This is a genomic window from Arthrobacter sp. 05N428_2 (assembly GCF_056397065.1).
In genome coordinates this window covers 178,260-202,654 of the sequence record NZ_JBFTMR010000006.1, presented here as the reverse complement: position 1 = coordinate 202,654, position 24,395 = coordinate 178,260, and the positions used below count along the sequence as shown (strand labels likewise).

The window sequence follows — 24,395 nt, the reverse complement described above, 5'->3', positions numbered from 1 at the left end:
GGCCGTGTTTACGGCCGTGTCGTTGGCCGCGCCCGCGGCGTCGGCTCAGGTGGGATCGTCTCCGCGCGAGAGCCGGTCCCAGCTGTCGATCTCGTCGGCAGGCTGCGCGGGGCCAGCGCCGCTTCCGGTTGCGGCGGCGTCGTACTTCGTCCGGGCCCGCCAGTACCGGCCCGCCGGGACGATCGCGAGGGCAGCGAGCCCCAGCAGGGAACCGGCGACGACGGCGACGACGGGAAACGCGGTGAGGGCCACTTGCACGTTGCTGCCGCTGATACCGGTGGCGGCAGCGATCGAGCCCTGCGCCGCGGCCAGCGGGTTGGCCAGGACGGTCGCGGCTGCGGTAACGATGCCTGCGGCGGCGAGCAGGACGATCACTGTAATGATCCAGCGGGCGATACGCCCGGCGATCGAGGCGGCCAGTCCGCCCGCGAGGGCCACGAGCGCGAGGGCCGTGACAGTGGTGGCGGCCTTGCTGCCCTGGACCTGCAGTCCGCTCTGGCTACGGACGCCCTGGCCCAACTGGCTGGGATCGAGCTGGACCATGAGCCAGGTCTGGGTGGTGGTGCCGAAGACGGCCAGTGCCAGCGCGGCGATGAGCAGCACCAGGGTGGACTTGCGGGCCCAGCGCGGAACGACGGGGCTGGTGCTCCGGACTGTGCCGGTCATGGCTGCTCCATCCCGGCGCCGGTCACGGTTTCCGCCGTGATGTTCCGCAGCGACTGGGCGGTGTGGACGGCCCGCATCGGCGCGGCGGCCTTGTTGACGGTTTCCTGCGCCTCGGTGGCGTTGACGGAGTCGGCCACGATGCCGCCGCCGGCCTGCACGTAGGCGCGGCCTTCGCGGAGCAGCGCTGACCGGATGGCGATCGCCATGTCCATGTCGCCGGCGAAGTCGAGGTAGCCCACCACGCCGCCATAGATGCCGCGGCGGTGCGGTTCCAGCTCGTCCAGGAGCCGCAGCGCCCGGGGCTTGGGGGCGCCCGACAGGGTGCCCGCCGGGAAGGTGGCCTTAAGCACGTCGTACGYCGTGGCGTACGGGGCGAGCTTGCCCACCACGGTGGACACCAGGTGCATGATGTGGCTGAACCGCTCCACCTCCATGAACTGGGTGACGTCCACGGTTCCGGCCACGCAGACCTTGGACAGGTCGTTGCGGGACAGGTCCACCAGCATGAGGTGCTCGGCGCGTTCCTTCTGGTCCGCCAGCAGCTCCTCGGCCAGGGCTTTGTCCGCTTCGGTGGTCTTGCCGCGGGGCCGGGAGCCGGCGATCGGGTGCGTGATGACTTCCTCGCCGGTGACCGTCACGAGTGCCTCCGGCGAGGAACCCACGATCGAGTACTGCCGGCCCGCGGCGTCCTCGAGGCTGAAGAGGTACATGTACGGGCTGGGGTTGGTGTTCCGCAGGACCCGGTAGACGTCCAGCGGGTCGGCTCCGCAGTCCATTTCGAAGCGCCGGGAGATCACCACCTGGAAGACTTCGCCGTCGACGATCGCCTCCTTGCCGCGGTCCAGCGCGGCCAGGTACTCGCTCTCGGCCCAGCGTTCCTGGACGCTCGAGGCGAAATCGAGCGCCGCGGTTGCGAGTACGGAGACGGGCTGTTCCGTCGGAGTGCTGACCTTCGCCAGCAGAGCCTTCACCCGGGCGACGGCGTCGTGCCAGGCCTCGTCGACGCGCTCGGAGCTGTTGTCGAAATTGATCGCGTTGGCGATCAGCAGCACGGTGCCGTCCATGTTGTCGTGTACCGCCATGTCCGTGACGAGGTTCAGTGCCATCTCCGGCAGGTCCAGGTCGTCCTCGGGCGGGCTGGTGAGCTTCTCCCAGTGCCGGACGGTTTCCCAGCCAAGGAACCCCACCAGGCCGGAGGTGAAGGGCGGCAGGCCGTCGAAGCGTTCGGTGTGCAGGGCCCGGACGGTGTCGCGGATGGCGTCGACGGGGCTGCCGTCCAGCGGCACTCCGACGGGCGGTTCGCCGAGCCAGTGCGCCTGCCCGCTGCTGGTGGTCAGCGTGGCTCGGGACCTCGCGCCGATGAACGAGTAGCGCGACCAGGCGCCGCCCACCGCGGCGGATTCCAGCAGGAACGTCCCGGGCTGGCCGTGGGCGAGCTTGCGGTACAGCCCGATCGGGGTCTCGGCGTCGGCCAGCACCTTCAGCCGGACGGGGATGACGCGGCTGTGGCCGGCGAGTTTCCGGAACTCGTCCAGGCTGGGGCTGATGACTCCGAGGTCCTGCATGGCTGCGTTTGTCCGCCTGTTCTCTTGGTCTGAAGCTGGTGAAGGGCCGGCGCTGATGGCCGGCGTGCGCTGACGGTCCGGGTGCGCCGCGGGCGGGTCAGTCGGCGGGACCGACGACGGCGTCCAGCGCGCGCCCGTCGAAGCACGTCCGGGTCCCCGTGTGGCAGGCCGCGCCGACCTGGTCGACCCGGACCAGCAGGGCGTCGCCGTCGCAGTCCAGCGCGAGGGACTTGACCCATTGCACGTGGCCGGAGGTGTCTCCCTTCCGCCAGTACTCCTGGCGGGAGCGGGAGAAGAACGTGACCCGGCCGCTGGTCATGGTGCGGTGCAGCGCCTCATCATCCATCCAACCCAGCATGAGCACCTCGTTGGTGTCGAACTGCTGGATGATTGCAGCCACCAGGCCGACGCTGTCCCGTTTCAGGGACCCGGCAAGACCGGCCGGCAGCGGACCCTGACCGGCTGTCTCCACGGCGGGCTCACCGACGAATTCAGGGACGGATTCGCGGGCCAATTCAGGGGCGGATTCGCTGACGGGGGCGGGGGCAGGCTGCTCAGACATCAGGTTAAGTCTAGTGCCTCCGGGCCCTGCGCCGCCCGGCGGGCGCGGCACCGTGCTTAACATCCCGGCGAAAAGCCCGCCGGCGCCAAAACCACGCCCCTTCCTGTGCCCACAGGCGCGCGTCTCGTGCTACTTTCACAAGTGATGCAATTCGTCGAACCATCCCGAGAAGTCCTGGCCGAAACCCTGCTGGCGGCCGGTCCTGACTCCCCCACGCTCTGCCAGGGCTGGCAGACCCGGGACCTTGCCGCCCACCTGTACCTGCGGGAGCGCAAAGCCCGCGTCGGACTCGGGCYGCTGATCAAGCGGCTGTCCAAGGCCTCGGACCAGGCAACTGCCGACCTCGCCGCCAAGGTCCGAACCCCGGACGCGTACGCCAAGCTGGTCAACACCTTCCGCTCCGGGCCGCCCGCGTTCTCCCCCCTGCGGATCAAGGCCCTGGACGAGAGCTCCAACCTGATCGAGTACTTCGTGCACACCGAGGACGTCCGCCGCGCGGTGGACCGGTGGGCGCCGCGGGCCCTGGACGAGGCCTACTCTGACGCGCTCTGGGGCGAACTGATCAAGCGCGCCGCCATCTTGTACCGCGGCGTGGACCTGGGCATCGTGCTGGTGCGCCCCTCCGGCCCCCGACACGTGGCCAAGCGCGCCCCTGTCTCGGTCGCAATCGTCGGCGAACCGGGTGAACTCCTGATGCACGCCCACGGCCGGACCCGGCACGCGCTGGTGACGTTCGAAGGCCAGCCGGACGCCGTAGCCCTGCTGCAGTCCGCCGAAGTCGGCCTGTAATCCCCACCCGCTCCCTAACCTCGCAAGCTCGGCCAGGGAACCCTGCGGGTGTGGGCCCAGGCACAACCTACGTTCGTCCGGTGCGGAAGTCCCCTTAGCGGACTTCGAAGCCCGCCTCGCGGATGGCGGCCTTGACCTGGGCGATCATGTCGAGCGGACCGAAGTGGAATACCGAGGCGGCCAGGACGGCGTCAGCGCCGGCAGCCACGGCCGGCGGGAAGTGCTCGGGCTTGCCGGCACCGCCGGAGGCGATCAGCGGCACCTTTACGCTGGCGCGGGCCAGCCGGATCAGCTCCAGGTCGAAGCCGTCCTTGGTGCCGTCGGCATCGATTGAATTGAGCAGGATCTCGCCGACGCCGCGGTCGGCCGCCTCCCGTGCCCAGGCCAGGGCGTCGATGCCGGTGCCCTGGCGGCCGCCGTGCGTGGTGACCTCGAACCCGGAAGGGGTCGGTGTCGAGCCGGGACGGGTGCGCCGCGCGTCGAGGGAGAGCACCAGGACCTGGGAGCCGAAGTGCCGGGTGATCTCATCAATCACATCGGGCCGGGCCACGGCCGCCGTGTTGATGGCGGCCTTGTCCGCACCACAGCGCAGCAGCTTGTCCACCTCGGCCACGCCGCGAACGCCGCCGCCGACGGTCAGCGGGATGAACACTTCCTCGGCCGTCCGGCGGACGACGTCGAACGTGGTTTCGCGGTTGCCCGAGGAAGCCGTGACGTCGAGGAACGTGAGCTCGTCGGCGCCGCCGTTGTCGTAGCGGTGCGCGAGTTCCACCGGGTCGCCGGCATCGCGAAGGCCTTCGAAGTTGATGCCCTTGACCACGCGGCCGGCGTCGACGTCCAGGCACGGGATGACGCGGACGGCTACAGACATGGCTGCTCCTGGACTGGGCGTACGGACGATGGACTGATGGACGGTGGCTTCACGGGGTGCGGCGCTAGATCCGGCAGGCGTGGATGCTGCTGACCAGGATGGCCCGGGCGCCGAGGTCGTAGAGTTCGTCCATGACCCGGTTGGTTTCCTTCTTGGGCACCATGGAACGGACGGCCACCCAGTCCGAATCGCGCAGCGGCGACACGGTCGGCGACTCCAGCCCGGGCGTCAGGCCGGCGGCCTGCTCCACGAGCTCCTTGCGGATGTCGTAGTCCATCAGCACGTACCGGCGGGCCACCAGGACCCCCTGGAGGCGCCGGATCAGCACTTCGATGGCCGCGTTCTGCTCGCCTGGGCGGCCGATCAGGACCGACTCCGAATCCAGGATGGGCTCGCCGAAGATCTCCATCCCGGCGGCCTTGAGCGTGGTGCCGGTCTCGACGACGTCGGCGATTGCGTCCGCGACGCCGAGCCGGACGGAAGATTCGACCGCCCCGTCGAGGCGCACGACTTTGGCGTTGATGCCGCGCTCGGCGAGGTAGCCGCGAAGCAACCCGTCATAGCTGGTGGCGAGGCGCTTGCCTTCGAGCTGGTCGATGGAAGTGAAATCCCCCACCGGGCCGGCAAACCGGAATGTGGACACGGCGAAGCCCAGCTGCAACAGCTCCTCCGCTTCCACCTCGGCATCGAGCAGCAGGTCGCGGCCGGTGATGCCGACGTCGAGGGTGCCTTGGCCGACGTACACGGCGATGTCACGCGGGCGGAGGAAGAAGAACTCGATGTCATTGTCGGGGTCCACCAAGACCAGTTCGCGGCTGTCGCGGCGCTGGCGGTAACCGGCTTCGGCGAGCATCGCCGAGGCGGCTTCGGACAGGGATCCCTTGTTCGGGACGGCAACTCTCAGCATGGCAGGTGTTCTTTCTGGTTAGGAAGTCATCAGGGCTCTGCGGGCCACGGGTGCGCCGTCCTGAGCGGACGCAGGTCAGTCCAGGACAGCGCGACGTGGCTAGAGATGCTTGTAGACGTCTTCCAGGCTGAGTCCCTTGGCGAGCATCAGAACCTGCAGATGGTAGAGCAATTGCGAAATCTCTTCCGCTGCGGCCTCATCGGATTCGTACTCGGCAGCCATCCAGACCTCGGCCGCTTCCTCCACGACTTTCTTGCCGATGCCGTGGATTCCGGACTCCAGTTCAGCGACGGTGCGGGAGCCCTCCGGGCGGGTGGCTGCCTTCTCGCTCAGTTCTGCGAACAGCGACTCGAAATTCTTCACGCCTTCCAGCCTACTTGTTCACGGCCGGACCACGCCTGCCGGTCCTTGCATGACGACGCGGATGTGAGGGAATACACAGCCTAGGTGTATTGCTTCAGCGTGACGGCGGTGGCCAGGGCCGCGGTGACGGCCTCGTGGCCCTTGTCTTCCTTGGAGCCGGCCAGCCCGGCCCGGTCGAGGCCCTGCTGTTCGGTGTCGCAGGTCAGCACACCGAAACCGACCGGCACGCCGGTGCGGACGCTGACCTCGGTCAGGCCGAGGGTGGCGGCTTCGCAGACGTACTCGAAGTGCGGGGTGCCGCCGCGGATCACGACGCCGAGCGCCACGACGGCGTCGAAGTGCGGTGCCAGCCGGGCCGCAGCGACCGGCAGTTCAAAGGTTCCGGGGACGCGCAGCACGGTGGGTTCGCCGATGCCGGCGTCCTTGGCGGCGCGCAGGGCGCCGTCGAGCAGCCCATCCATGATTTCGGTGTGCCAACTGGCGGCCACAATGGCGAGCTTGAGCCGGGAGGTTTCGCCGGGTTCGAAAGTGGTGAGGTCGATCTGGGGGGCGCCGTGGCCGCTCATGCGAGTTCCTTGCTGTGGATGGTGGGCGTGGATGGTGGGTGGGTAGGGCGGGTGCTGGTGCCGGACGGGACTCAGCCTTGTTCGTGGTCGAAGCCGACTTGTCCCGAGCCAAGCCCCGCGGCGGGCGCGGGTTCCATGTCCAGGACCAGCCGGTGGTCCATCCGGTCCTTCTTGGTCTGCAGGTAGCGGATGTTCTGTTCCCGGGACGGCACCTCGGTGGGCACCATCTCGACAACCCGGACGCCGGCCTGCGCGAGCCGGTCCTGCTTATCCGGGTTGTTGCTCAGCAACCGGATCTCGTGGAGGCCCATTTCGGCGAGGATCTGGGCCGCGGCCTTGTAGCAGCGGGCGTCCACCGGCAGCCCGAGTTGTTCGTTGGCTTCCACGGTGTCGAAGCCGGCCTCCTGCAGGGCGTAGGCCTTGATCTTGTTGGCCAGGCCGATGCCCCGGCCTTCCTGGCCGCGCAGGTAGAGCAGGGTGCCACCGTATTCGTGGATCATTTCCAGGGCGAAGGCCAACTGTTCGCCGCAGTCGCAGCGGTAGGAACCGAATACGTCCCCGGTGAGGCATTCGGAGTGCAACCGGACCAGGGGGGCTTGGCCGTCCGTGGCCGGCAGCGGCGAACTGACGGCGAGGTGCTCGGCGCCGGTCGCCAGGTCGGTCCAGGCCTGTGCCACGAAGTCGCCGTGGGCGGTGGGCAGCTGGACGATCGGTCCGCCGGAAACCGGATGCGGCCGCTGGCCCGGGGTGGCCGGGTGCGCTTCAGAAGTCGTCATTGTCTCTCCTCAGTCCAGATATCTCAGGCGGATGCCGATGGGTGTCCGTCGGCGTCCCCGGAATTAAGGTACGCCACCAGGTCGGCAATCGAGATCAGCGGGCAGCCATGTTCGACGGCAAAGCCGCGAAGTCCGTCCAGCCGCATCATTTCTCCATCGTCGTGCACCACTTCTGCGATCACGCCCACGGGTTCGAGGCCGGCCAGCCGGCACAGCTCAACGGCTGCCTCGGTGTGGCCGGGACGTTCCCGCACACCACCCTTAACGGCGCGAAGAGGGAAAACATGCCCGGGCCGGGTCAGCGAATTCGGCTGGCTGGTCGGATCGGCCAGAATCCGGGCCGTCAGGGCCCGGTCCGTGGCCGAGATGCCGGTGCTCACGCCCACCGCCGCGTCGCACGAAACCGTGTAGGCGGTCCCTTTGGCGTCCTGGTTGATGACTGCCATGGGCGGCAACGCCAGGGCGTCGGCCCGTTCGCTGGTGAGCGGCACGCAAATCACGCCGGAGCTGTACCGGACGGTCCAGCCCATCAAGGCGGGGGTGGCGTGTTGCGCGGCGAAGATGATGTCGCCTTCGTTTTCGCGGTCTTCGTTGTCGACCACCAGCACCGGCCGGCCGGCGGCCATGGCCCGGATGGCGTCTTCAATCGGATCCAGGGCCGGCGTGTCCACGGCGAGTCCCTGCGGGTCCTGCAGCCGGCTCATGATGCGGCCTCCTGACCGTGTGCGGCGGGAACAAAGGCGAGCAGGCGCTCGGTATATTTGGCCAGCACGTCGACCTCGAGGTTGACGGCCCCGCCCACAGCTTTGGCGCCCAGGCCGGTTTCGGCCAGCGTGGTGGGGATCAGTCCGACTTCGAACCACGGGGCCGGTTCAGGGGCCGGGCTTACGGCCGTGACGGTCAGGGAGACGCCGTCGATGGCGATCGAGCCCTTCTCGGCAATGTAGCGGGCCAAGGCGAGCGGCACGCCGAAGCGCAGCCGGTCCCAGTTGCCGAGCGCCTCGCGTTCCAGCAAGTGTCCGACGCCGTCGACGTGACCCTGCACGACGTGGCCGTCGAGCCGGCCGCCGGCCGGGACGCAGCGTTCCAGGTTGACCGGATCGCCGGCGGCCAGGCCCCCGATGGTGCTGCGGACCAGTGTCTCGCCCATGACGTCGACGCTGAAGTCTGTGCCCTCGATGTCCGTGGCGGTCAGGCAGACCCCGTTGACGGCGATCGAGCCGCCGAGGGCGAGTCCCTCCGTGCTGACAGGGGCGTGGAGGCGCAGCGTGGCGCTGGTGTCGCCGTCGCGCTCAACGGAGAGCACCTTCCCTTGTTCGGCGATAATTCCGGTAAACATCAGTAGCCTCCTGCGGCGGTGTCCGCGTCGCTGCGCGGGGTGGAATCGGATGAAGTATCGGTGGCGCGGGGCGCGGCGGCGGGACGGAGGTGCAGCCGCAGGTCGCGGCCCAGTCTGCGGACGGCGCCGCCCGTGGCCTCGTCCCAGTCCCACTGCTGGGCGTCGGCGAGGGTGCCGATGCCGAGGTCGTCCAGGGCGGCCGTGCCGGCGCCGAGCAGCGTCGGGGCGAGGTAGACGATGAGCTCGTCGACAAGGCCGGCCGTCAGGAAGGCGCTCAGGATCCGCGAGCCGCCCTCGACCATCAGGTGCCGGACGCCGGCGTCGAACAGGCGGTCCAGGGCCTCGCTGGGCGCCCGGGTCGGCAGGTGCAGGACCTTACCGTCGCCGCCGTTGACCGCGGCGCCCTCGGGGATCCCGCGCAGGCCCATGACGGCCCGCAGCGGCTGCTTTTGGGCCGGTTCGCCGTCGGGGTTCCGGGCCGTGAGCCGCGGGTTGTCCACCAGGACCGTCTGGGTGCCGACCAGGATCGCGTCGATCCGGCCGCGCAGCGCGTGGTTGTCGGCCAGCGACTCCGGGCTGGAGATCCACTGGCTGGTGCCGTCGCTGGCCGCGATCCGGCTGTCCAGTGTCTGCGCGATGTGCAGGGTGACGAATGGCCGTTTGGCGGCCACGGCGTCGAACCAGCCCCGGTTGAGGTCCAGGGCGTCGACGGCGGCCAGCCCCGAGCGGACCCGGACTCCGGCGGCGCGCAGGGTTGCCGCTCCCCCGGCGGCCGGATCGTGCGGGTCGTCCACGGCGTAGACGACGGCGGCGATGCCGGCGTCGATGATGGCCTGGGCGCACGGACCCGTGCGGCCGCGGTGGTTGCAGGGCTCCAGCGAGACCACCATGGTGGTGCCGTTGAGGTCCACTCCGGCGGCCGCGGCCTCCGAGATCGCGTCGACCTCGGCATGGGGGGTGCCGGCACCGCGGTGGTAGCCGGTCACGAGGGGTCTGCCGTCGCTGCCGATCACGACGGCGCCCACCAGGGGGTTCGCGCCCCGCGGGCCCCGCGCTGCTGCGGCGAGGGCGGCGTTCATGGCGGCCGTCTCGGCGGCGCTGAAGCCGGCGTCGACTTCCGCGTGGTCCGTCGCGCCACTGTCCCTGCTGTTGTTATGTTGCGGCCCGGCGGCCGCCTGCTGGGCGCTCATTTGCCATCCGCCCGGTCCCGCAGGACCGCGGTGGTGGCGAAGAGCCATCGCAAAGGGTTCATGTGTGTTTGTCGTTCCTTCCCTCAGAACCGCGATGGCTCCGGGGGTATACGACAGCGCACTTCCGCGGCATCCTCAGGACGCCGCAGTAACAGCTGTACGTGCTTCTCTCATCCAGACTTTAACTGTCGGTACCGGAATTTCACCGGTTCAACCGTCCGCCGTCAGCCTCCCAGGGGAAGCTGCCGGCTCGCGGGTCGCGGACTATAACCGCCGGTTCGGACTTACACCGACCCCGGAGCACGTATGTGTGTAGCTATTGTGACACAACCGACGCGTCCGCCCGTCTATTCCCGCGGAACGGACGGTACACGGTTCGTCATGTTCCGGCGGGGCGGCCCCGGCTGGACAGCCGGCCGCCGCCCGAAGGCTACCGGCCGGCCGCGGCCCGCAGCCGGTCGATCGCGTCCGCCGGGTCATCGGCGCCGTACACCGCGGACCCTGCCACGAAGACGTCAGCCCCGGCCTCGGCGGCGCGCCAGATGGTCTCCTCGGTGATGCCGCCGTCCACCTGCAGCTTGATGTCCAGTCCAGAGGCGTCTATCGCCGCCCGTGCCCGGCGGATCTTGGGCAGGGTGAGGTCCAGGAACTCCTGGCCGCCGAAGCCGGGTTCCACCGTCATGATCAGGATCATGTCCAGTTCCTCGAGCATGTCGAGGAACGGCTCTACCGCGCTGCCGGGCCGGAGCGCCAGGCCCGCCTTGGCGCCACGGTCGCGCAAGTCCCGGGCCAGCTTCACCGGCGCGACCGATGCTTCGGCGTGGAACGTCACCGAGGCCACACCGGCGTCGGCGTAGGCGGGAGCCCACCGGTCGGCGTGCTCAATCATGAGGTGTGCGTCGAGCGGGACCGGGCTGACTTCCTGCAGCCGCCGGACCACGGGGAGCCCGAGCGAGAGGTTGGGCACGAAGTGGTTGTCCATCACGTCCACGTGCACGGCGTCCGCGGTGCTGATCCGGTGAAGCTCGGACTGGAGGTTTGCGAAGTCCGCCGAAAGAATGCTCGGGTGGATGCAGCACTGGGCCATGGATTTCCTCTTCGTTTCGCTGGTCGGTAGGTCAGGTAGCTGGTGCCAGTATGGCCCGGGGCTCAGGCTTTCTTGTGGATGAGCGCCAGGAACATGGCATCCGTGCGGTGCCGGTGCGGCCAGAGCTGCGCGGTGAGCTCGTGGCCGGCCTCGAGGTGGCCGGTGAGGCTCACCCGGTCCAGGGCGGCGCCGGCGTCGAGCAGCTCAAGGTCGTCGCGCTTGCGCAGCGCGTCGCTCACGACGGCGGTCGTCTCGGCCGGGTGCGGGGAGCACGTCACGTACGCCACGACACCGCCCGGCTTGACCGCGTCCAGGGCGGACCGCAGCAGCTCCCGCTGCAGCGGGCCCAGGTCCACCAGGTCCTTGGGGGTGCGCCGCCAGCGCGACTCCGGACGACGGCGCAGGGCGCCCAGCCCGGTGCAGGGAACGTCCACGAGCACCCGGTCGAAGCTCTCCGCCATTTCGGTTCCGACCTCGCGGCCGTCGCCGGTGCGAACGTGCCAGACCTCGTGCGGGACGGCGGCCAGGGCCTGGCGGACGAGTTTCGCGCGGTGCGGCGCGGGCTCGTTGGCGAGCAGGGTAGCGCCCTGCTGCCGGGCGAGGGCGCCGAGCAGAGCGGCTTTGCCGCCTGGTCCGGCGCAGAGATCCAGCCAGCGTTCGCCGTCGGCGCCGTTTTCCGGTACGGCGTTTGCCGAACCGTTCGGGCGAAGGTCCACGGCTGCGAGGGCGCGCGCCACCAGCTGGGAGCCGACGTCCTGGACCCGGGTGCTGCCGTCGCGGACGGAGCCGAGCCGGCCGAGGTCGCCGCCGCTGGAGAGCGCCGATCCTTCGACCAGCTCGCCCGGGGTGGCGCCGCTTTCCAGCGCTTCAGCCAGGCTGCCGAGGCCGGGCAGCGCCACGAGGTTCACCACGGGAGCGGCGTTGTCTGCCTCCAGGAGTTCGTTGATTTCCGTGACCGGGCGTCCGTGCGCCACGAGGGACTGCCGGAAGGCGCGCACGATCCACTCGGGGTGGGCGTAGCGGGCCGAGGCCACCTTGKTCTCGTCCGGTTCGTCGCTGAGCAGCAGTTCAAGCCACTCGTCCAGGGTGTGCGCGGAAACCTTGCGGAGCACGGCGTTGATCAGTCCGGACGGGCCGGCACCGATCACGGCGCGGGCCAGGCCCACTGTCTCGTCGAGGGCTGCGTGCGCCGGGACCCGCATGGCCAGCAGCTGATGGGTGCCGATCCGGAGCGCGTCGAGGACGGCCGGGTCCAGCTGGTCCAGCGGGCGGTCGACGCAGCGGGCCAGCACGGCGTCGTAGGTGCCCTGGCCGCGGAGCGCGCCGTAGCTGAGTTCGGTGGCGAAACCGGCGTCGCGCTTGTCCAGTCCGTGGTGCCGGATCCGGGCCGGCAGCACCAGGTTGGCGTACGCGTCCTCGGCGGCCACCGCGCGCAACACCTCAAAGGCCACCAGACGGGCCGGGTCGGCGCGCCTGGTGCGCTGGGAGGGGGCGTTTTCGGTGAAGCCGCGCTGCGGGCCGCGGTTCCGTTCGCGTCCCTGCGCGTTGCGCCTGACGCCGGCCCGGGGCCCCTGGCCGCCGGAGCCTTGGCCGCCGGACTGGCGGCCCTGTCCGCGGCCGCTGCCGCTTGTTCCGGATTCGCTCATTCGAAGACCACGCTTTCAAGGGTTGCCTGTCCGCGCGCCCAATCGGCGGCGGTCATCATTTTCTTGCCCGACGGCTGGACCCGGGTGAGCTCCACGGGGTGCGAGCCGGTCCCGACCAGGACAGCTTTCCCGTCGAGAGCCACCTGCCCCGGGCGGAGCGCCGCTGCGGCAGGACGGAGCAGCACCGGTTCGAGCTTGACGCGCTGCCCCCGCAGCGTGGTCCAGGCGCCGGGTTCCGGCGTGACACCGCGGGACCTGCGTCCAATCGCGAGGGCCGGCTGCTGCCAGTCCAACCGGCCGTCCTCGAGCGTCAGCTTGGGGGCAAGGCTGATGTCACCCTGCTGCGGGACGGCCGTGGCCCGGCCGGCGTCGACGGCGGAGAGGGTCTGGGTCAGCAGCACCGCGCCGCTGTGCGACAGGCGCTCCAGCAGTTCGCCGGCGGTATCCGCCGGCCGGACGGCCTCAGTCAGGGTGCCGAACACCGGTCCGGTGTCCAGGCCCTCTTCGAGCCGGAAGGTCACCGCGCCGGTCAGGTCGTCCCCGGCGATGAGCGCGCGCTGCACGGGAGCCGCACCGCGCCAGGCCGGAAGCAAGGAAAAGTGCAGGTTGATCCAGCCGTGCCGGGGCAACTCGAGGGCCGCGCGCGGAATGAGCCCGCCGTAGGCGACGATGGCGGCCACGTCGGGCGCGGCAGCCTGGATCCTGGCGGTCACCGCGGCGTCGACCTTGGCGGCGTGGATGACCTCGATGCCGAGCTCCGCGGCCCGGACGGCCACCGGCGACGGCGTGAGCACCCGCTTGCGGCCCAGCGGGGCGTCCGGCCGGGTCAGGACAGCGACGACGTCGAAGCCGGCTGCGACGAGCGCGTCCAGCGAGGGCACGGCGACGGCCGGGGTTCCCGCGAAGAGGACCCTCACTGGCCGGTTCCGAAAGAGGAACCCGCGCCGAAGCTGGAGCCGACGGTTTTGGCCCGCTTCGCCGTCGTCTGCTCTGTGATGGCGTCATAGTTGGCGTTGCGGATGGCCCGCAGGGCGGCTTTGCGGTCCTCGCCTTCGAGCCGGTCGGTGAACAGGATCCCGTCGAGGTGGTCGGTCTCGTGCTGGAAGACGCGGGCGAGCATGCCCTCACCTTCCACCACCACCGGGTTGCCGTGCAGGTCGACGCCGGTGACGCGGGTGGTACGGCGCCGGCGGACCGGGAAACCCAGACCGGGGATGGACAGGCAGCCTTCCACCTCGTCCGGTTGGAAGTCCTCGCTGTTTTCCAGCACCGGGTTGATGATGTGCCCTTCGACCCCGCGAATCCGGTACGTGAAGACGCGCTGGCTGATCCCGACCTGGGGCGCGGCCAGGCCGGCGCCCTCAACGTCCTCCATGGTTTCGGTCATGTCGGCAACGAGCTTTTCGAGCTCCGGCCCGAATTCCGTCACGGGATCCGCAACTGTGCGCAGCACAGGGTCCCCGATGATGCGGATATTCAAAATGGCCATGGCAAATCGGTCCTCACGGTGGGCGGCTACAGGATTCCATCCAGTTTAGTGGCAGAAATCCGGCGGTGGTCCTGCCGTGGCAGGTGCTGCCTAGCGGGCAACCGGCGGTGCGATCGGCAACAGCGCGGGTCCGGCGGCCAGCGAGTCGGCGGACATCTCCCAGACACGGCGCAGCGCGCAGAACTTCCACCAGTGGTGCTTGAGCACCTCCGGGTTGGCCCGCTGCGGCCGGACTTCCGTCTCGCCGATCGCCACGGCGAGCAGCATCGGGGATTCACCGTGCTGCCAGGCTTCCCACTCCCCCGCCACCGGGTCCACCAGGCTTTCCTCGGCTTTCATCCCGGCCACCAACTGCATGACCACCTTGGCATCGAGCGGCTTGACGGTGCCGTCGCGGCTGGTGCCCTTGGTCTTATAGTCGATGAGGCAGGTCCGGCCGTTGATCCGGGCCACCAGGTCAAGGGTTCCTGCGTAGCCCACCGTCTTGTTCCACACCGTGATCTCGGGAGCAATCGGCTCCACCTGGAAAAGCTCCCACCACTCGTCAAACCGGGCGGCGAAGGCTTCCTCGCCGTTGGCCGCCAGCGCCTCCCGGGTTTCCTTCATCAGGTGCGGGCGGCCGAGGGCGCGGAGGGCCACCTGCTCGCAATAGTTGTGCACGCGGTCGCCGCGCTTGGCGGCGTCGTCCCGGTGCGTCTCGGCCGCCTTGGCCGCACGGCTGACCGCCTGCCGGACCTTGGCCGGGCTCCCCAGGATGGCGGGCAAGGACGGATCCGCGGCCAGGCTGCTGGCACCCATGTAGCCGAACCAGCCGTCCAGGCCGTGGGGTTGCTGGCCGATCACGGTGGTGATCGACGGGACGGAGAACTGCTCAGACGTGGAGCGGGCATACATCCGGCCGTATTCGGTGGCGTGGGCAAGGAGTGGAGCGGTCATAGAAAGACTCTTTCACAGGGGTCGGACACTGGAGGAAAGCAAAATGGCCCGCCCCGCTCTGTGAGCGGAACGGACCATTTTCCAGGTGGGCGATACTGGGTTCGAACCAGTGACCTCTTCGGTGTGAACGAAGCGCGCTACCACTGCGCCAATCGCCCCGGTGCCATTGAATGCTAGCCCACCCCGGCGGAAATTCGAAATCGGTGGGCTCGACGCCGGCCGGGCCGCTCAATGCGCTCCTCCGCGCTGCGTCCAATGGACGAAGATGGCCGCAACGCGGGCCGGCTGGGCGGCCATCGTCGGCAAATCGACGGAGTGACGCGCCCGGCAACGCTCGCGCCTTCCGCCGACCCACTCCGGCCCGTCGCCGTCGGCGTCGCCGCCCTGGTCGCGGCCGCCGTCGGAGTTAAAGTCGCGGCCGCCGTCGGAGTTAAAGCAGCGCCGTCCGGCGTCGTACACAAGGCAGCACCGCCGGCGTCGGACGCCCGGCCGGGCGCCTGGACCCGGACCGGTGAATTACATGCATGTAATTAGGAAAATCCGCTAGATTGCAGGGAAGGGCGGGGGTACCGCGGCACGGACCGCCTTTCGATTTGTGGATTGCCTGAACCTCCTATAGAGTTCTTACTCGTTGGAACGCGAGGAATTGCCGATAACGGCACTGAATCGCAGGCAACACTGCGGACGTAGCTCAGCTGGTAGAGCACCACCTTGCCAAGGTGGATGTCGCGAGTTCGAATCTCGTCGTCCGCTCGCAGGACACTGTCACAGCCACGGCTCTTAGGAACTTTGGCTACACGGTGGGTTGGCCGAGAGGCGAGGCAGCGGCCTGCAAAGCCGTATACACGGGTTCGAATCCCGTACCCACCTCGGTGAAAACCCTGGTTTTCCGGTTCCGACCGGATGCGAAGGGGCGATTGGCGCAGCGGTAGCGCGCTTCCCTGACACGGAAGAGGTCACTGGTTCGATCCCAGTATCGCCCACCAAGGCAAGGCAACTTCCTTTATCCAGTACCGCCGGCCCCGCCGGAACGGACTAAAAATGCGGACGTAGCTCAGCTGGTAGAGCACCACCTTGCCAAGGTGGATGTCGCGAGTTCGAATCTCGTCGTCCGCTCTCTGTTTCGAGATTCACACAACTCCACTCCGGATCCTTCCGGTTGCGGGCGATTGGCGCAGCGGTAGCGCGCTTCCCTGACACGGAAGAGGTCACTGGTTCGATCCCAGTATCGCCCACCATGAAAGCAGCTCCCCCGGGGCTGCTTTTTTTGCTGCCCGGCGCGGGCCTGCACCGACCAGGGTCGTTCTCCTCTGGGCGTAGACCCTTGGCACCCTCCAGCCCGGCGATTAGGATCGAAGGGCTAGGAGCGATCTGGCTCCGCGACAGAAGGGAGGTGCCCGTGGGATTGCTTGACGATCTAAAGGGCAAGGCTCAGCATCTGATTGATGGCAACGAACAAACCATCAAGGACGGGATCGAGAAGGCGGGTGATTTCGTCGATTCGAAGACCGGCGGAAAGTACGCCGACAAGGTCGATTCCGTTCAGCGGGGCGCCTCCGACTTCGTGGACAACGCGGGCGGCCAGCCGGAAACGGCCACCGTCGCCGAGCCGCACGTCGCGGAAGAGTCACCCGTCGCCGGGGAACCCCGGCAGCAGGGCCTCTGACCCAGGTACGTCAGCGAGGTGCCGGTCCCGCCGAGAGGCGGCGCCGGCACCTCTGTCGTTTAAGGACCAACGCGGGGGTTAGGACGGCTCGTGGTTCTGGCCTTCCCGGGCCAGGGCGGTGAGCCGGGACACGGCGCGGAAGTACTTCTTCATGTAGCCGCCGGTCATCATTTCTTCGGTGAAGAGCTGGTCGAACGGTACGCCGCTGGCCAGGATCGGGACGTCCTTGTCGTACAGCCGGTCCGCCAGCACTACGAAGCGCAGTGCCACGGCCTGCTCTGTGATGGTCTCGACGTTGCGCCACACGACGCCGTCGATTCCGTCGAGCAGCTGCCGGTAGCGGCTGGGGTGGACGCCGGCCAGGTGGTTGATCAGGGTGCTGAATTCGTCCCTGGCCACCGTTTGGCCGTCGAACTCCGCCTGCATGTGGTGCGTGAGTTCGTCGTTGCGCAGCGGCGCGGGCGCCTTCGGCAGGCCGCGGTGGCGGAAGTCCTCGCCGTCGATCCGGACGACGTCGAACTGGTCCGCGAGGACCTGGATCTCGCGGGCGAAATCGACGGCGGCAAAGCGGCCGTCGCCCAGCGAGCCAGGCAGTGTATTGGATGTCGCGGCGAGCTTGACGCCGGCGTCGGCGAGTTCGCGCATCAGCCGCGACATCAGGACCGTGTCGCCCGGATCGTCGAGCTCGAACTCGTCGATGCAGACCAGCTTGTAGCCGCTGAGGGCGTCCACCGTCTTGCGGAAGGAGAGCGCCCCCACCAGGTTGGTGTACTCCACGAAGGTGCCGAAGGCCTTGGGTCCCGGGGCCGCGTGCCACAGCGAAGCCAGCAGGTGGGTCTTGCCGACGCCGAAGCCGCCGTCGAGGTAAATGCCCGCCCGCGAGGTGTCCTTCTTGCCGAAGAGCCGCTTGAACAGGCCGTCCCCGTCGCCCGCGCCGACGCCGGCAGCGAAGCCTTCCAGGGCGCGGACCGCGTGGGCCTGGCTGGGTTGGGCCGGATCTGGCCGGTAGCTGGCAAAGGACACCCCACCGAAGCGCGGCGATGGATAAAACCCGTTGAGGAGTTGATCCACGGAAACCGCCGGCGTTCTGGCGGCGAGCTGTTCGATCTGTACCAAGGTGGTCCGTTCTGCTGGTCTGGTATCCCCAGAAAGGATACCGGCAACGGCAGTTTTCCCTTCCGGGCCGGGAACGGACGTGATCAAGCCCATATTTCCGAGTATGTAGCCGGTGGAGCAATCCCGCCGGGGCGTGGCTAGTGTTGTAATAGGTCCCGCGCCGCGCAGCACCCATGGCCCGGCCTCCCGAACGCCCAGTGAAAGGCCAGCTTCATGCCCTACCCCGTTGAGCAGAACGAAAAATTCGCCGCCTACGCCCACCCCGAACGGCTGGTCTCCACCGGCTGGCTTGCCGCGGCAATTGACGGCGGCGCGCTCGACGGCGGCAACCTGGTGGTCGTCGAATCCGACGAGGACGTGCTGCTCTACGAGACCGGCCACATCCCGGGCGCGGTCAAGATTGACTGGCACACGGACCTGAACGACGAGGTCACCCGCGACTACGTGGACGGCAAGGCGTTTGCCGCCCTGGCTGCCGCCAAGGGGATCTCCCGGGACAGCACCGTGGTGATCTACGGCGACAAGTCCAACTGGTGGGCCGCCTACGCCCTGTGGGTCTTTACCCTGTTCGGCCACGAAGACGTTCGGCTGCTCGACGGCGGCCGTGACAAGTGGATCGCCGAAGGCCGCCCGGTCGCCACCGACCGCACGGCCCCCACGCCGGGCGACTACCCGGTGGTGCAGCGCAACGACGCCCCCATCCGAGCCTTCATCGGTGATGTCCTGGCACACTTCGGCAAGCCGCTGATCGATGTCCGCTCCGCCGAGGAATACACCGGCCAGCGCACGCACATGCCGGCCTACCCGGAAGAGGGCGCCCTGCGCGGCGGCCACATCCCCACCGCCGCCTCCATCCCGTGGGCCCGCGCCGCAGCCGAGGACGGTACCTACCGCAGCCGCCCCGAGCTGGAGGCCCTCTATCTGGACGAGGCCGGGCTCAAGGAAGGCGACGACGTGGTGGCCTACTGCCGGATCGGCGAGCGGTCCAGTCACACCTGGTTCGCGCTCAAGTACCTGCTGGGCTTCGAGACCGTCCGCAACTACGACGGATCCTGGACCGAATGGGGCAATGCCGTGCGCGTCCCGATAGTTAAGGGCACCGAACGAGGTTCCGTGCCCGCCGGGCGTGCGTAAGCTGGGAGTGATGAATACTTCTGCACTCCCCGCCGCGCTGGCGGACATTGTTGACGATTTCCAGGCCCTCGACGAAGCCGAGCGGCTGCAGTTGTTGCTGGAATTTTCGCGCGAACTGCCGGATCCTCCGGCCCGGCTCCAGGACCATCCGGAGCTGATGGAGCAGGTCGTAGAATGCCAGTCGCCGCTGTTCCTCACGATCGAGACGGAACCGGCCGACGGCGGGCAGCCCGGCGCAGCGCCGGAACGTGTCCGGCTGTTTTTCAAGGCACCGCCCGAGGCGCCCACCACCCGCGGGTTCGCCGGCGTGCTGCATGAGGGGCTGGACGGCCTCAGCCCGGCTGAGATCCTGGCCGTGCCGGACGATATGCCCGATCTCCTCGGCCTCACCCGGGCCATCACCCCGCTCCGCATGCGCGGCATGACGGCGATGCTTGGCCGGATCAAGCGCAAGGTCGCTGCGCTGCCGCAGCACGGCTAAGCCTGCCCGGTGGCCCGCAAACAGGCGTCCCAGGGAACCCCGGCCACCGCGGCCCTCGCCGCCGCCGGGGTTCCCTTCGTTGCGCACCCCTACAGCCATGACCCTGCCGCCGCCAGCTACGGGCTGGAGGCCGCCGAAGTGCTGGGCATTGACCCGGCCCGGGTGTTCAAGACCCTGATGGTCGAGGTCGACGGGCGCCTCTCCGTCGGCGTTGTGCCGGTCAGCGGCAACCTGGACCTGAAGGCGATGGCCGCCGCCCTGGGCGGCAAGAAGGCCGCCATGGCGGACCCGGCGACGGCGGAGCGTCGCACCGGCTACGTGCTCGGCGGGATTTCACCGCTGGGCCAGCGCCAGCCCTCCCCCACCGTCGTGGACGAGAGCGCGCTGGAGCTCGAAAGCATGCTGGTCTCCGGCGGACGCCGCGGGCTGGACCTGGAGCTCAGCCCGGCCGCGCTGATCAAGCTGACCGGCGCATCCACGGCCCGGATCGGCACGCCCAGCAGTTGAACGGGGCCTAGCCCGCCGGCGTGGGCCGGGCCGCCAGCTGCAGCCCGAGCCAGGCGGCGACCAGGGACTCCCAGCGTTCCGGGTCCACATTCCATTCCTTGGTGTGCCGCGCCGTGGCGAACGCTTCGAAGGTCACCATCTCCGGGTTCTTCTCGGCGAGGTCCGCGGACGGGCCATAGGGAACGTACTCGTCGTCGACGGAGTGCAGGATCAGGGTGGGCGTCCGCAGCTCCACTGCGCGGGACACCCAGTCCATCGCTTTCAGGTCCACCGGAGCCGCCAGCCCGGTGAGCCGGCGGCCCAGCCGGTGGCTCATCATCAACTGCCCGTAACGTCCGACGGCGGACGGGATCCGGTTCAACTCGGCATGATGCGCCAGCACATCGACCCAGTTGATCACCGGGGCGTCCAGCACCATGGCCCGGATCAAGTGGTGGTAGCGGGACAAATCCGCGGTCTGCAGGCAGATCGCCCCGCCCATGGACCAGCCGAAGAGCACCACCTCGCGGGCTCCCTGTCCGAGCGCATAGCCGATGGCGGCATCGACGTCGCGCCACTCCGTGGAGCCCAAACCGTAACGGCCGTCCTCGGCCGAGGGCGCCAGCCCGTCGTTGCGGTAGGAAATCAGCAGGCTGGACAGGCCCAGGGCCCGGGCCGACCGGACGGCCCGCAGGCCCTCCTGACGGGTCGCGCCGCGCCCGTGCACCATGATCGCCCAGATGTCCGACGACGGCGTCCCGGCAGCCGGGGCGGCCCGGACCAGCCACGCCGGCGCCGTCCCGCCGTCGACGCCGATTTGCACGTCCTCGGCCGGGAGCCCCATGGCCGCGGGATCCGGGTAGACGGTCCCGCTCCAGTAGCCGCGCCGCGCCGTGGTCAGGTCCCCGCTGTGGACCGCCTCGACTTCCCGCAGCACCGTCTGCTCCGCCGGCGAGTAGGAAACAATCCGGCCGAGCCGGGCGTGCCCGCGGCCACCGTCAAAGAAGAAACCGTAGATGCCCTCGACGGTGGACTCCGGGGTGGCCTTGAGGATGACCTGCAGCCCGCGGCCCTGGCGGATCACGGCCAGGACCTCCTGGTCCTCGTCACGGACCCGGACCGGCGTGATGACACGCCGGGCGAAGTACAGGGCCAGTGCCGAGGAGCCCGCGGCGAGCAGCCCGGCAGCGGCGCTCCCGCCGATGATGCCGCCCACTGCCCACTTGGCGTTGCCGGACCCAGCCTCGTCCGGGGCCACCGGCGCCGGCGGCCGGACCCTGGTGGCGGTGCGGGCCCGGGTGGCCGCAGAGCCAGTTGGGATCCGGTACGTCGGCGGGACAAGGCGCGGGGTGGAAGCCATGGCACCATTCTTGCCGAAGTCCCGGCCAGGACCGGCATCCGGCGCACCAGCGCGCCGATCCGTCCCGCGCCGCGTCACTAGCGCCAGGGGCAATACGGCTAGGCTGGGGGCATGAGCGACCCAATCGTCATCCTGACAGAAGAGCCCCTCGGCGCGGACGATCGCGTCAACATCGAGACCCTCGTGGCCGACGGCGATGCGCCGCTGGTGGTCCTGGTACCGGCAAACACCGAGCGCCACCTGCTGGTGGACTTCCTGGAAAACCTGTCCATGCTCGAGATCGCCAAGGCATTCCGGGACTTGACCGCCAAGCAGCCCGATCCGGCCGTGGAGCGCACGGCTGCGGCCGAGACCCTGGCCGCCTCGCTCGTGGCGCTCGGCGGCCTGGGCGGCGGCGTGACCGGCCAGATCGTGGAAGGCAAGGCCGTGGACGGCCTGGTCGCGAAGGTGAAGGAACTGAACGCCGGGCAGGCCGTGGTGATCACCCGTCCGCACGCCGTCGCGGACACCTTCCATACCGACTGGGCCAATGAAGCACAGGACAAGCTCGGTCTGCCGGTGCTGCACTTGTACGCCGGTTCGGGATTTATCGGGGACTCCTGAGCGTTGTTCAAGTCATGAGCATTTTCAGCCACAAGCACAAAGTCGCACCCGTCGGCTCCCCCGTCCAGCTCACGGTCGAAAAAACCGACCAGCAGTGGCGCGAGGAGCTGAGCCCGGACGAATACCGGGTGCTGCGCCAGGCCGGAACCGAGCGGCCGTACACCGGCGAGTACGTGGACACGCACACCAAGGGCGTGTACCAGTGCCGGGCCTGCGGTGCCGAACTTTTCACCAGCCAGGAAAAATTCGATTCCCACTGCGGCTGGCCATCGTTCTGGGCCCCGCTGGCCGACGGCACGGTGCGCTACATCCACGACCGCGCCCTGGGCATGGAACGGATCGAGGTCCGTTGCGCCGCCTGCGATTCGCACCTGGGGCATGTCTTCGAGGGCGAGGGCTACGGCACGCCAACAGACCAGCGCTACTGCATCAACTCGGTCTCGCTGAAGCTCGTCCCCGCGGCGGAGACCACCCCTGCCAACACGGAGGACTGAGGAAGCCCCGGCCTTGCTGGACCTGGACGCCCCGCGGCGGCCGCAATGCCTCAGAGTCTCTTACGCTCGAGCACTTTTTGGTTTAGAACTGCTGTTTGCTTGCTACGCTCGCCGTAGACCGTCCAGCAACCAGAAAGGCGACCGACGATGACGATAACCGCCCTCACCGCCACTGCCCTGATCACGTCCGGCTCCCCTGAATGGCAGCGGCTCAAGGCCGCCGCCACCGCCCTGCAGGCCCTCCAGGCCCAGGACGGCTCCGTGCCGGAGGCCGACGACCACGCGGCCGCGGCYGGCCACGTCGACACGATCACAGCAGCGGTCGCGGCCCTGGCCCCGGCCTTCCCGCACGATGCCCGCTACCTGGACCTTCTGGCCGTGGACTTCCGGCGGTGGGCCGACGGGGGTTTCGGCGTGCCCGACTTTCTGGACTCGCTCCAGGCCTTCCAGCCGCAGCGGCACCGCGTCGACGGCCTGCAGCACCTCGTGGTTTTCCCGATGTACACCCAGAACGGCAGCAGCAACCGCCTGGTCGAGGCGGTCCTGATCGAGGTCATCTGGCCCGAGTTCATCGCCGGCCTGGAAGCGGGCGAATACTCCAACAAGCTCTTCGTCCCGATCCGCTTCCTCGACTTCACGCCCGGCTACGACACGAACTCGGCCGTGCTTTTCCCGGAGACCGTGGCGGTCCGTGAGACCCCGACGTTCACCTGGGGCGCCATCTTCGCCGACCGCGAGGCCGCCCGGTTCCGCCGCGTGCTGCGCGCCGCCGCGGACATCACCGCACTGCAGCTCCCCGAGGACGCCGCCGGCCTGCTGGAGGACCAGGAGCTCACGCAGCAGACCTTCGTCATGTGGGACCTCATCCACGACCGCACCCACATGCGCGGCGACCTGCCCTTCGACCCGTTCATGATCAAACAGCGCATGCCGTTCTTCCTCTACTCCCTCGAGGAACTCCGCTGCGACCTCACCGCCTTCCGCGAATCCGTGGCCATCGAAAAGGACGAGGACGCGGCCCCCGCAGCGCGCCGCCACGCGAAGCTGGTCCAGTACGCCGTCATCTTCGACCGCATCTTCCGCTTCGCCATCACCGGCAGCCGCGTCCGCAACTACGACGGCCTGGGCGGCCAATTGCTCTTCGCCTGGATGCACCAGCACCACGTGCTGCACTGGACCGACAGCAAGCTCGGCATCGACTGGGACGAGGCGGCCGACGTCGTGGTGGCCCTCGGCGCCCGGATCGAGGACCTCTACTGGCGCTCGATCGACCGCCCCAAGACCGCCCATTGGCTCGCCGCCTACGAGCTGATCGCCGGCACCCTCACCCCCAACCCTGCCTCGGTCTGGGCCAAGGGTCCGGGCGCCCTGCCGCTGGACGGGCCGCCGCGCGGTCTCACCGACCAGGTCCTCGACGACGAATTCCCGTTGTCCATGTTCTATGAGGCGCTGGAGAAGAAAATGCGGCCAGTGATCGAATCGACCGCCGGCATCACGGGGTCAACAGACCTTGACTCAAACGGCACCGGATCGGCCGGCACGCAGGCCATGAACGCCGGATGAGCGCCGGACGCACCCTGACCGTAGTGGTGACGGGCGGCAGCGGGCCCTCCGGAGTCGCCGTGGCCCGCGCCCTCGCCGGCGCCGGCCATACGGTGTTCACGGTCGGCTCCGACCGGGACCGGATCGCGGCCGCGGCCGCGGAGGCGGGCAGCGGCGTCACGGCGCTCACCTGCGACCTCGCCTCCCGCGCCGAGGTCGCAGCGCTACACGCGGAGGTCATCCGACAGGCGGGCGCCGTCGACGGCGTAGTCCACCTCGTCGGCGGCTGGCGCGGCGCGAAAGGCATCATCGACCAAAGTGACGAGGACTGGGACTTCCTGGAACGCGGCGCCATCACCACTGTCCGGAACGTCACCCGGGAGTTCTACGACGACCTCGCCGCTTCGGACACGGGACGCTTCGCCATGGTCTCCGCCACCGCCGTCAACAGCCCGACGGCGGCCACCGCCAGTTATGTGGCGGCCAAAGCCGCGGCCGAAGCCTGGACCTTGGCGGTAGCGGACGGCTTCCGGCGCGATCAGTCGGGGACCGGAAGTGCAGACGCGCCCGTGGGGCAGCGCAGCGCCGCGACCATCTTCGTGGTCAAAGCCCTGGTGGACGCGGGCATGCGGGCCAAGTCCCCGGAACGAAAATTTCCCGGCTTCACCGACGTCGAGGAGTTGGCGGCCGCCGCCGTCGGCCTCTTCGAGACCCCCGCCGCCGAACTGAACGGCCGGCAGCTGCCGCTGGGCCGATGACGT

General features: G+C 69.1%; 28 protein-coding genes, 6 tRNA genes and 1 riboswitch. Of the genes, 15 read left to right on the top strand and 19 right to left on the bottom strand.

Features of this window, described 5'->3' with window-relative positions; all coding sequences use genetic code 11:
* Window positions 1-45: 45 nt before the first annotated feature.
* The 3 genes from AC1DGI_RS09210 to hisI form a co-directional block, all read right to left on the bottom strand.
* The gene (locus AC1DGI_RS09210) at window positions 46-666 is read right to left on the bottom strand and encodes a Trp biosynthesis-associated membrane protein (protein WP_476898556.1); all 621 of its coding nucleotides are present in this window, start codon (window positions 664-666) and stop codon (window positions 46-48) included.
* Window positions 663-2,231 carry an anthranilate synthase component I gene (locus tag AC1DGI_RS09205; protein WP_476898555.1) on the bottom strand — a complete coding sequence of 523 codons (1,569 nt, stop codon included), beginning with the start codon at window positions 2,229-2,231 and terminating at the stop codon, window positions 663-665. Before AC1DGI_RS09205 ends, AC1DGI_RS09210 begins: the two co-directional genes overlap by 4 nt.
* A 97-nt stretch (window positions 2,232-2,328) precedes the next feature.
* The gene (gene hisI / locus AC1DGI_RS09200; protein WP_476898554.1) at window positions 2,329-2,793 is read right to left on the bottom strand and encodes a phosphoribosyl-AMP cyclohydrolase; all 465 of its coding nucleotides are present in this window, start codon (window positions 2,791-2,793) and stop codon (window positions 2,329-2,331) included.
* Window positions 2,794-2,937: 144 nt separating this feature from the next.
* On the opposite strand from hisI, the gene AC1DGI_RS09195 reads away from it, so the two are divergent.
* Complete coding sequence (locus AC1DGI_RS09195; protein ID WP_476898553.1) at window positions 2,938-3,582, top strand: TIGR03085 family metal-binding protein; 645 nt, start codon at window positions 2,938-2,940, stop codon at window positions 3,580-3,582.
* Between the two features lie 94 nt (window positions 3,583-3,676).
* Here the strand turns inward: AC1DGI_RS09195 and hisF are convergent, their stop codons facing one another.
* From hisF to AC1DGI_RS09125, 14 genes are all read right to left on the bottom strand, one after another.
* A complete protein-coding gene (hisF, locus tag AC1DGI_RS09190; protein WP_476898552.1) occupies window positions 3,677-4,453 on the bottom strand; it encodes an imidazole glycerol phosphate synthase subunit HisF in 777 nt (258 codons plus the stop codon).
* A gap of 64 nt (window positions 4,454-4,517) precedes the next feature.
* The gene (gene hisG, locus AC1DGI_RS09185) at window positions 4,518-5,360 is read right to left on the bottom strand and encodes an ATP phosphoribosyltransferase (RefSeq protein ID WP_476898551.1); all 843 of its coding nucleotides are present in this window, start codon (window positions 5,358-5,360) and stop codon (window positions 4,518-4,520) included.
* Window positions 5,361-5,459: 99 nt separating this feature from the next.
* On the bottom strand, window positions 5,460-5,723 hold the full coding sequence (locus tag AC1DGI_RS09180) for a phosphoribosyl-ATP diphosphatase (protein WP_175321714.1): 264 nt from the start codon (window positions 5,721-5,723) through the stop codon (window positions 5,460-5,462).
* 80 nt (window positions 5,724-5,803) lie between these two features.
* Complete coding sequence (ribH, locus tag AC1DGI_RS09175; protein ID WP_476898550.1) at window positions 5,804-6,289, bottom strand: 6,7-dimethyl-8-ribityllumazine synthase; 486 nt, start codon at window positions 6,287-6,289, stop codon at window positions 5,804-5,806.
* A gap of 71 nt (window positions 6,290-6,360) precedes the next feature.
* Window positions 6,361-7,065, bottom strand: a complete 705-nt coding sequence (ribA, locus tag AC1DGI_RS09170) for a GTP cyclohydrolase II (RefSeq protein ID WP_476898549.1) — start codon at window positions 7,063-7,065, stop codon at window positions 6,361-6,363.
* 23 nt (window positions 7,066-7,088) lie between these two features.
* A complete protein-coding gene (gene ribB / locus AC1DGI_RS09165) occupies window positions 7,089-7,769 on the bottom strand; it encodes a 3,4-dihydroxy-2-butanone-4-phosphate synthase (protein WP_476898548.1) in 681 nt (226 codons plus the stop codon).
* Window positions 7,766-8,404: a riboflavin synthase gene (locus AC1DGI_RS09160; protein ID WP_476898547.1), complete on the bottom strand. Its 639-nt coding sequence runs from the start codon at window positions 8,402-8,404 to the stop codon at window positions 7,766-7,768. The genes ribB and AC1DGI_RS09160 overlap by 4 nt, the downstream gene beginning before the upstream one ends.
* Window positions 8,404-9,483, bottom strand: a complete 1,080-nt coding sequence (gene ribD / locus AC1DGI_RS09155) for a bifunctional diaminohydroxyphosphoribosylaminopyrimidine deaminase/5-amino-6-(5-phosphoribosylamino)uracil reductase RibD (RefSeq protein WP_476898593.1) — start codon at window positions 9,481-9,483, stop codon at window positions 8,404-8,406. Before ribD ends, AC1DGI_RS09160 begins: the two co-directional genes overlap by 1 nt.
* Window positions 9,484-9,751: 268 nt before the next feature.
* A riboswitch (FMN riboswitch) is annotated at window positions 9,752-9,902 on the bottom strand.
* A 122-nt stretch (window positions 9,903-10,024) separates the two neighbouring features.
* Window positions 10,025-10,681, bottom strand: coding sequence for a ribulose-phosphate 3-epimerase (rpe, locus tag AC1DGI_RS09150; protein WP_476898546.1), 657 nt, complete (start codon window positions 10,679-10,681; stop codon window positions 10,025-10,027).
* Window positions 10,682-10,743: 62 nt separating this feature from the next.
* Complete coding sequence (locus AC1DGI_RS09145) at window positions 10,744-12,327, bottom strand: RsmB/NOP family class I SAM-dependent RNA methyltransferase (RefSeq protein WP_476898545.1); 1,584 nt, start codon at window positions 12,325-12,327, stop codon at window positions 10,744-10,746.
* Window positions 12,324-13,244 carry a methionyl-tRNA formyltransferase gene (gene fmt, locus AC1DGI_RS09140; protein WP_476898544.1) on the bottom strand — a complete coding sequence of 307 codons (921 nt, stop codon included), beginning with the start codon at window positions 13,242-13,244 and terminating at the stop codon, window positions 12,324-12,326. Before fmt ends, AC1DGI_RS09145 begins: the two co-directional genes overlap by 4 nt.
* Window positions 13,241-13,816 carry a peptide deformylase gene (gene def, locus AC1DGI_RS09135; RefSeq protein WP_476898543.1) on the bottom strand — a complete coding sequence of 192 codons (576 nt, stop codon included), beginning with the start codon at window positions 13,814-13,816 and terminating at the stop codon, window positions 13,241-13,243. The genes fmt and def overlap by 4 nt, the downstream gene beginning before the upstream one ends.
* Before the next feature lie 90 nt (window positions 13,817-13,906).
* Window positions 13,907-14,752 carry a cytochrome gene (locus tag AC1DGI_RS09130; protein WP_476898542.1) on the bottom strand — a complete coding sequence of 282 codons (846 nt, stop codon included), beginning with the start codon at window positions 14,750-14,752 and terminating at the stop codon, window positions 13,907-13,909.
* An 86-nt stretch (window positions 14,753-14,838) separates the two neighbouring features.
* Window positions 14,839-14,910 (bottom strand) — tRNA-Val (locus tag AC1DGI_RS09125).
* 97 nt (window positions 14,911-15,007) lie between these two features.
* Here AC1DGI_RS09125 and AC1DGI_RS09120 point away from each other — a divergent pair.
* The 7 genes from AC1DGI_RS09120 (at window position 15,008) to AC1DGI_RS09090 (ending at window position 16,418) form a co-directional block, all read left to right on the top strand.
* A complete protein-coding gene (locus tag AC1DGI_RS09120) occupies window positions 15,008-15,286 on the top strand; it encodes a hypothetical protein (protein WP_476898541.1) in 279 nt (92 codons plus the stop codon).
* Window positions 15,287-15,432: 146 nt separating this feature from the next.
* A tRNA-Gly gene (locus tag AC1DGI_RS09115) sits at window positions 15,433-15,505 on the top strand.
* Between the two features lie 46 nt (window positions 15,506-15,551).
* A tRNA-Cys gene (locus AC1DGI_RS09110) sits at window positions 15,552-15,622 on the top strand.
* A gap of 41 nt (window positions 15,623-15,663) precedes the next feature.
* A tRNA-Val gene (locus AC1DGI_RS09105) sits at window positions 15,664-15,738 on the top strand.
* A 57-nt stretch (window positions 15,739-15,795) separates the two neighbouring features.
* Window positions 15,796-15,868 (top strand) — tRNA-Gly (locus AC1DGI_RS09100).
* A 47-nt stretch (window positions 15,869-15,915) separates the two neighbouring features.
* A tRNA-Val gene (locus AC1DGI_RS09095) sits at window positions 15,916-15,990 on the top strand.
* A gap of 161 nt (window positions 15,991-16,151) precedes the next feature.
* Window positions 16,152-16,418, top strand: a complete 267-nt coding sequence (locus AC1DGI_RS09090) for an antitoxin (protein WP_476898540.1) — start codon at window positions 16,152-16,154, stop codon at window positions 16,416-16,418.
* 78 nt (window positions 16,419-16,496) lie between these two features.
* Here the strand turns inward: AC1DGI_RS09090 and zapE are convergent, their stop codons facing one another.
* Entirely contained in the window at window positions 16,497-17,534 is a 1,038-nt protein-coding gene (gene zapE, locus AC1DGI_RS09085; RefSeq protein ID WP_476898539.1) for a cell division protein ZapE, read from the bottom strand.
* A gap of 213 nt (window positions 17,535-17,747) precedes the next feature.
* Here zapE and AC1DGI_RS09080 point away from each other — a divergent pair, with 213 nt between their 5' ends.
* From AC1DGI_RS09080 to ybaK, 3 genes are read left to right on the top strand one after another with little or no spacing between them, the layout of a single operon-like run.
* Window positions 17,748-18,668, top strand: a complete 921-nt coding sequence (locus tag AC1DGI_RS09080) for a sulfurtransferase (protein WP_476898538.1) — start codon at window positions 17,748-17,750, stop codon at window positions 18,666-18,668.
* A gap of 10 nt (window positions 18,669-18,678) precedes the next feature.
* Window positions 18,679-19,149, top strand: a complete 471-nt coding sequence (locus AC1DGI_RS09075) for a SufE family protein (protein WP_441399819.1) — start codon at window positions 18,679-18,681, stop codon at window positions 19,147-19,149.
* A gap of 9 nt (window positions 19,150-19,158) precedes the next feature.
* Window positions 19,159-19,656, top strand: a complete 498-nt coding sequence (ybaK, locus tag AC1DGI_RS09070; RefSeq protein WP_476898537.1) for a Cys-tRNA(Pro) deacylase — start codon at window positions 19,159-19,161, stop codon at window positions 19,654-19,656.
* Window positions 19,657-19,663: 7 nt separating this feature from the next.
* Here ybaK and AC1DGI_RS09065 read toward each other — a convergent pair whose 3' ends face one another.
* Window positions 19,664-20,995, bottom strand: a complete 1,332-nt coding sequence (locus AC1DGI_RS09065; RefSeq protein WP_476898536.1) for an alpha/beta hydrolase family protein — start codon at window positions 20,993-20,995, stop codon at window positions 19,664-19,666.
* Window positions 20,996-21,106: 111 nt separating this feature from the next.
* Between AC1DGI_RS09065 and AC1DGI_RS09060 the strand changes: the two genes are divergently transcribed.
* The 4 genes from AC1DGI_RS09060 to AC1DGI_RS09045 all read left to right on the top strand — a co-directional run bounded on the left by AC1DGI_RS09060 (window position 21,107) and on the right by AC1DGI_RS09045 (window position 24,392).
* A complete protein-coding gene (locus AC1DGI_RS09060) occupies window positions 21,107-21,598 on the top strand; it encodes a hypothetical protein (protein WP_441399822.1) in 492 nt (163 codons plus the stop codon).
* Window positions 21,599-21,612: 14 nt separating this feature from the next.
* A complete protein-coding gene (gene msrB / locus AC1DGI_RS09055) occupies window positions 21,613-22,092 on the top strand; it encodes a peptide-methionine (R)-S-oxide reductase MsrB (protein WP_476898535.1) in 480 nt (159 codons plus the stop codon).
* A gap of 147 nt (window positions 22,093-22,239) precedes the next feature.
* Window positions 22,240-23,655, top strand: a complete 1,416-nt coding sequence (locus AC1DGI_RS09050) for a DUF6421 family protein (RefSeq protein ID WP_476898534.1) — start codon at window positions 22,240-22,242, stop codon at window positions 23,653-23,655.
* The gene (locus AC1DGI_RS09045; protein ID WP_476898533.1) at window positions 23,652-24,392 is read left to right on the top strand and encodes an SDR family oxidoreductase; all 741 of its coding nucleotides are present in this window, start codon (window positions 23,652-23,654) and stop codon (window positions 24,390-24,392) included. Before AC1DGI_RS09050 ends, AC1DGI_RS09045 begins: the two co-directional genes overlap by 4 nt.
* Window positions 24,393-24,395 lie beyond the last annotated feature (3 nt).

Excerpts from the sequence above, each read along its gene's own strand:
- ribH (WP_476898550.1), bottom strand. The coding sequence starts at position 6,289 with ATGAGCGGCCACGGCGCCCCCCAGATCGACCTCACCACTTTCGAACCC.
- AC1DGI_RS09065 (WP_476898536.1), bottom strand. The coding sequence starts at position 20,995 with ATGGCTTCCACCCCGCGCCTTGTCCCGCCGACGTACCGGATCCCAACT.
- AC1DGI_RS09080 (WP_476898538.1), top strand. The coding sequence starts at position 17,748 with ATGCCCTACCCCGTTGAGCAGAACGAAAAATTCGCCGCCTACGCCCAC.
- msrB (WP_476898535.1), top strand. The coding sequence starts at position 21,613 with ATGAGCATTTTCAGCCACAAGCACAAAGTCGCACCCGTCGGCTCCCCC.
- AC1DGI_RS09060 (WP_441399822.1), top strand. The coding sequence starts at position 21,107 with ATGAGCGACCCAATCGTCATCCTGACAGAAGAGCCCCTCGGCGCGGAC.
- AC1DGI_RS09130 (WP_476898542.1), bottom strand. The coding sequence starts at position 14,752 with ATGACCGCTCCACTCCTTGCCCACGCCACCGAATACGGCCGGATGTAT.
- hisF (WP_476898552.1), bottom strand. The coding sequence starts at position 4,453 with ATGTCTGTAGCCGTCCGCGTCATCCCGTGCCTGGACGTCGACGCCGGC.
- def (WP_476898543.1), bottom strand. The coding sequence starts at position 13,816 with ATGGCCATTTTGAATATCCGCATCATCGGGGACCCTGTGCTGCGCACA.
- AC1DGI_RS09075 (WP_441399819.1), top strand. The coding sequence starts at position 18,679 with ATGAATACTTCTGCACTCCCCGCCGCGCTGGCGGACATTGTTGACGAT.
- hisI (WP_476898554.1), bottom strand. The coding sequence starts at position 2,793 with ATGTCTGAGCAGCCTGCCCCCGCCCCCGTCAGCGAATCCGCCCCTGAA.
- ribB (WP_476898548.1), bottom strand. The coding sequence starts at position 7,769 with ATGAGCCGGCTGCAGGACCCGCAGGGACTCGCCGTGGACACGCCGGCC.
- rpe (WP_476898546.1), bottom strand. The coding sequence starts at position 10,681 with ATGGCCCAGTGCTGCATCCACCCGAGCATTCTTTCGGCGGACTTCGCA.
- ribD (WP_476898593.1), bottom strand. The coding sequence starts at position 9,483 with ATGAACGCCGCCCTCGCCGCAGCAGCGCGGGGCCCGCGGGGCGCGAAC.
- AC1DGI_RS09120 (WP_476898541.1), top strand. The coding sequence starts at position 15,008 with ATGGACGAAGATGGCCGCAACGCGGGCCGGCTGGGCGGCCATCGTCGG.
- AC1DGI_RS09160 (WP_476898547.1), bottom strand. The coding sequence starts at position 8,404 with ATGTTTACCGGAATTATCGCCGAACAAGGGAAGGTGCTCTCCGTTGAG.
- ribA (WP_476898549.1), bottom strand. The coding sequence starts at position 7,065 with ATGACGACTTCTGAAGCGCACCCGGCCACCCCGGGCCAGCGGCCGCAT.
- AC1DGI_RS09045 (WP_476898533.1), top strand. The coding sequence starts at position 23,652 with ATGAGCGCCGGACGCACCCTGACCGTAGTGGTGACGGGCGGCAGCGGG.
- AC1DGI_RS09210 (WP_476898556.1), bottom strand. The coding sequence starts at position 666 with ATGACCGGCACAGTCCGGAGCACCAGCCCCGTCGTTCCGCGCTGGGCC.
- hisG (WP_476898551.1), bottom strand. The coding sequence starts at position 5,360 with ATGCTGAGAGTTGCCGTCCCGAACAAGGGATCCCTGTCCGAAGCCGCC.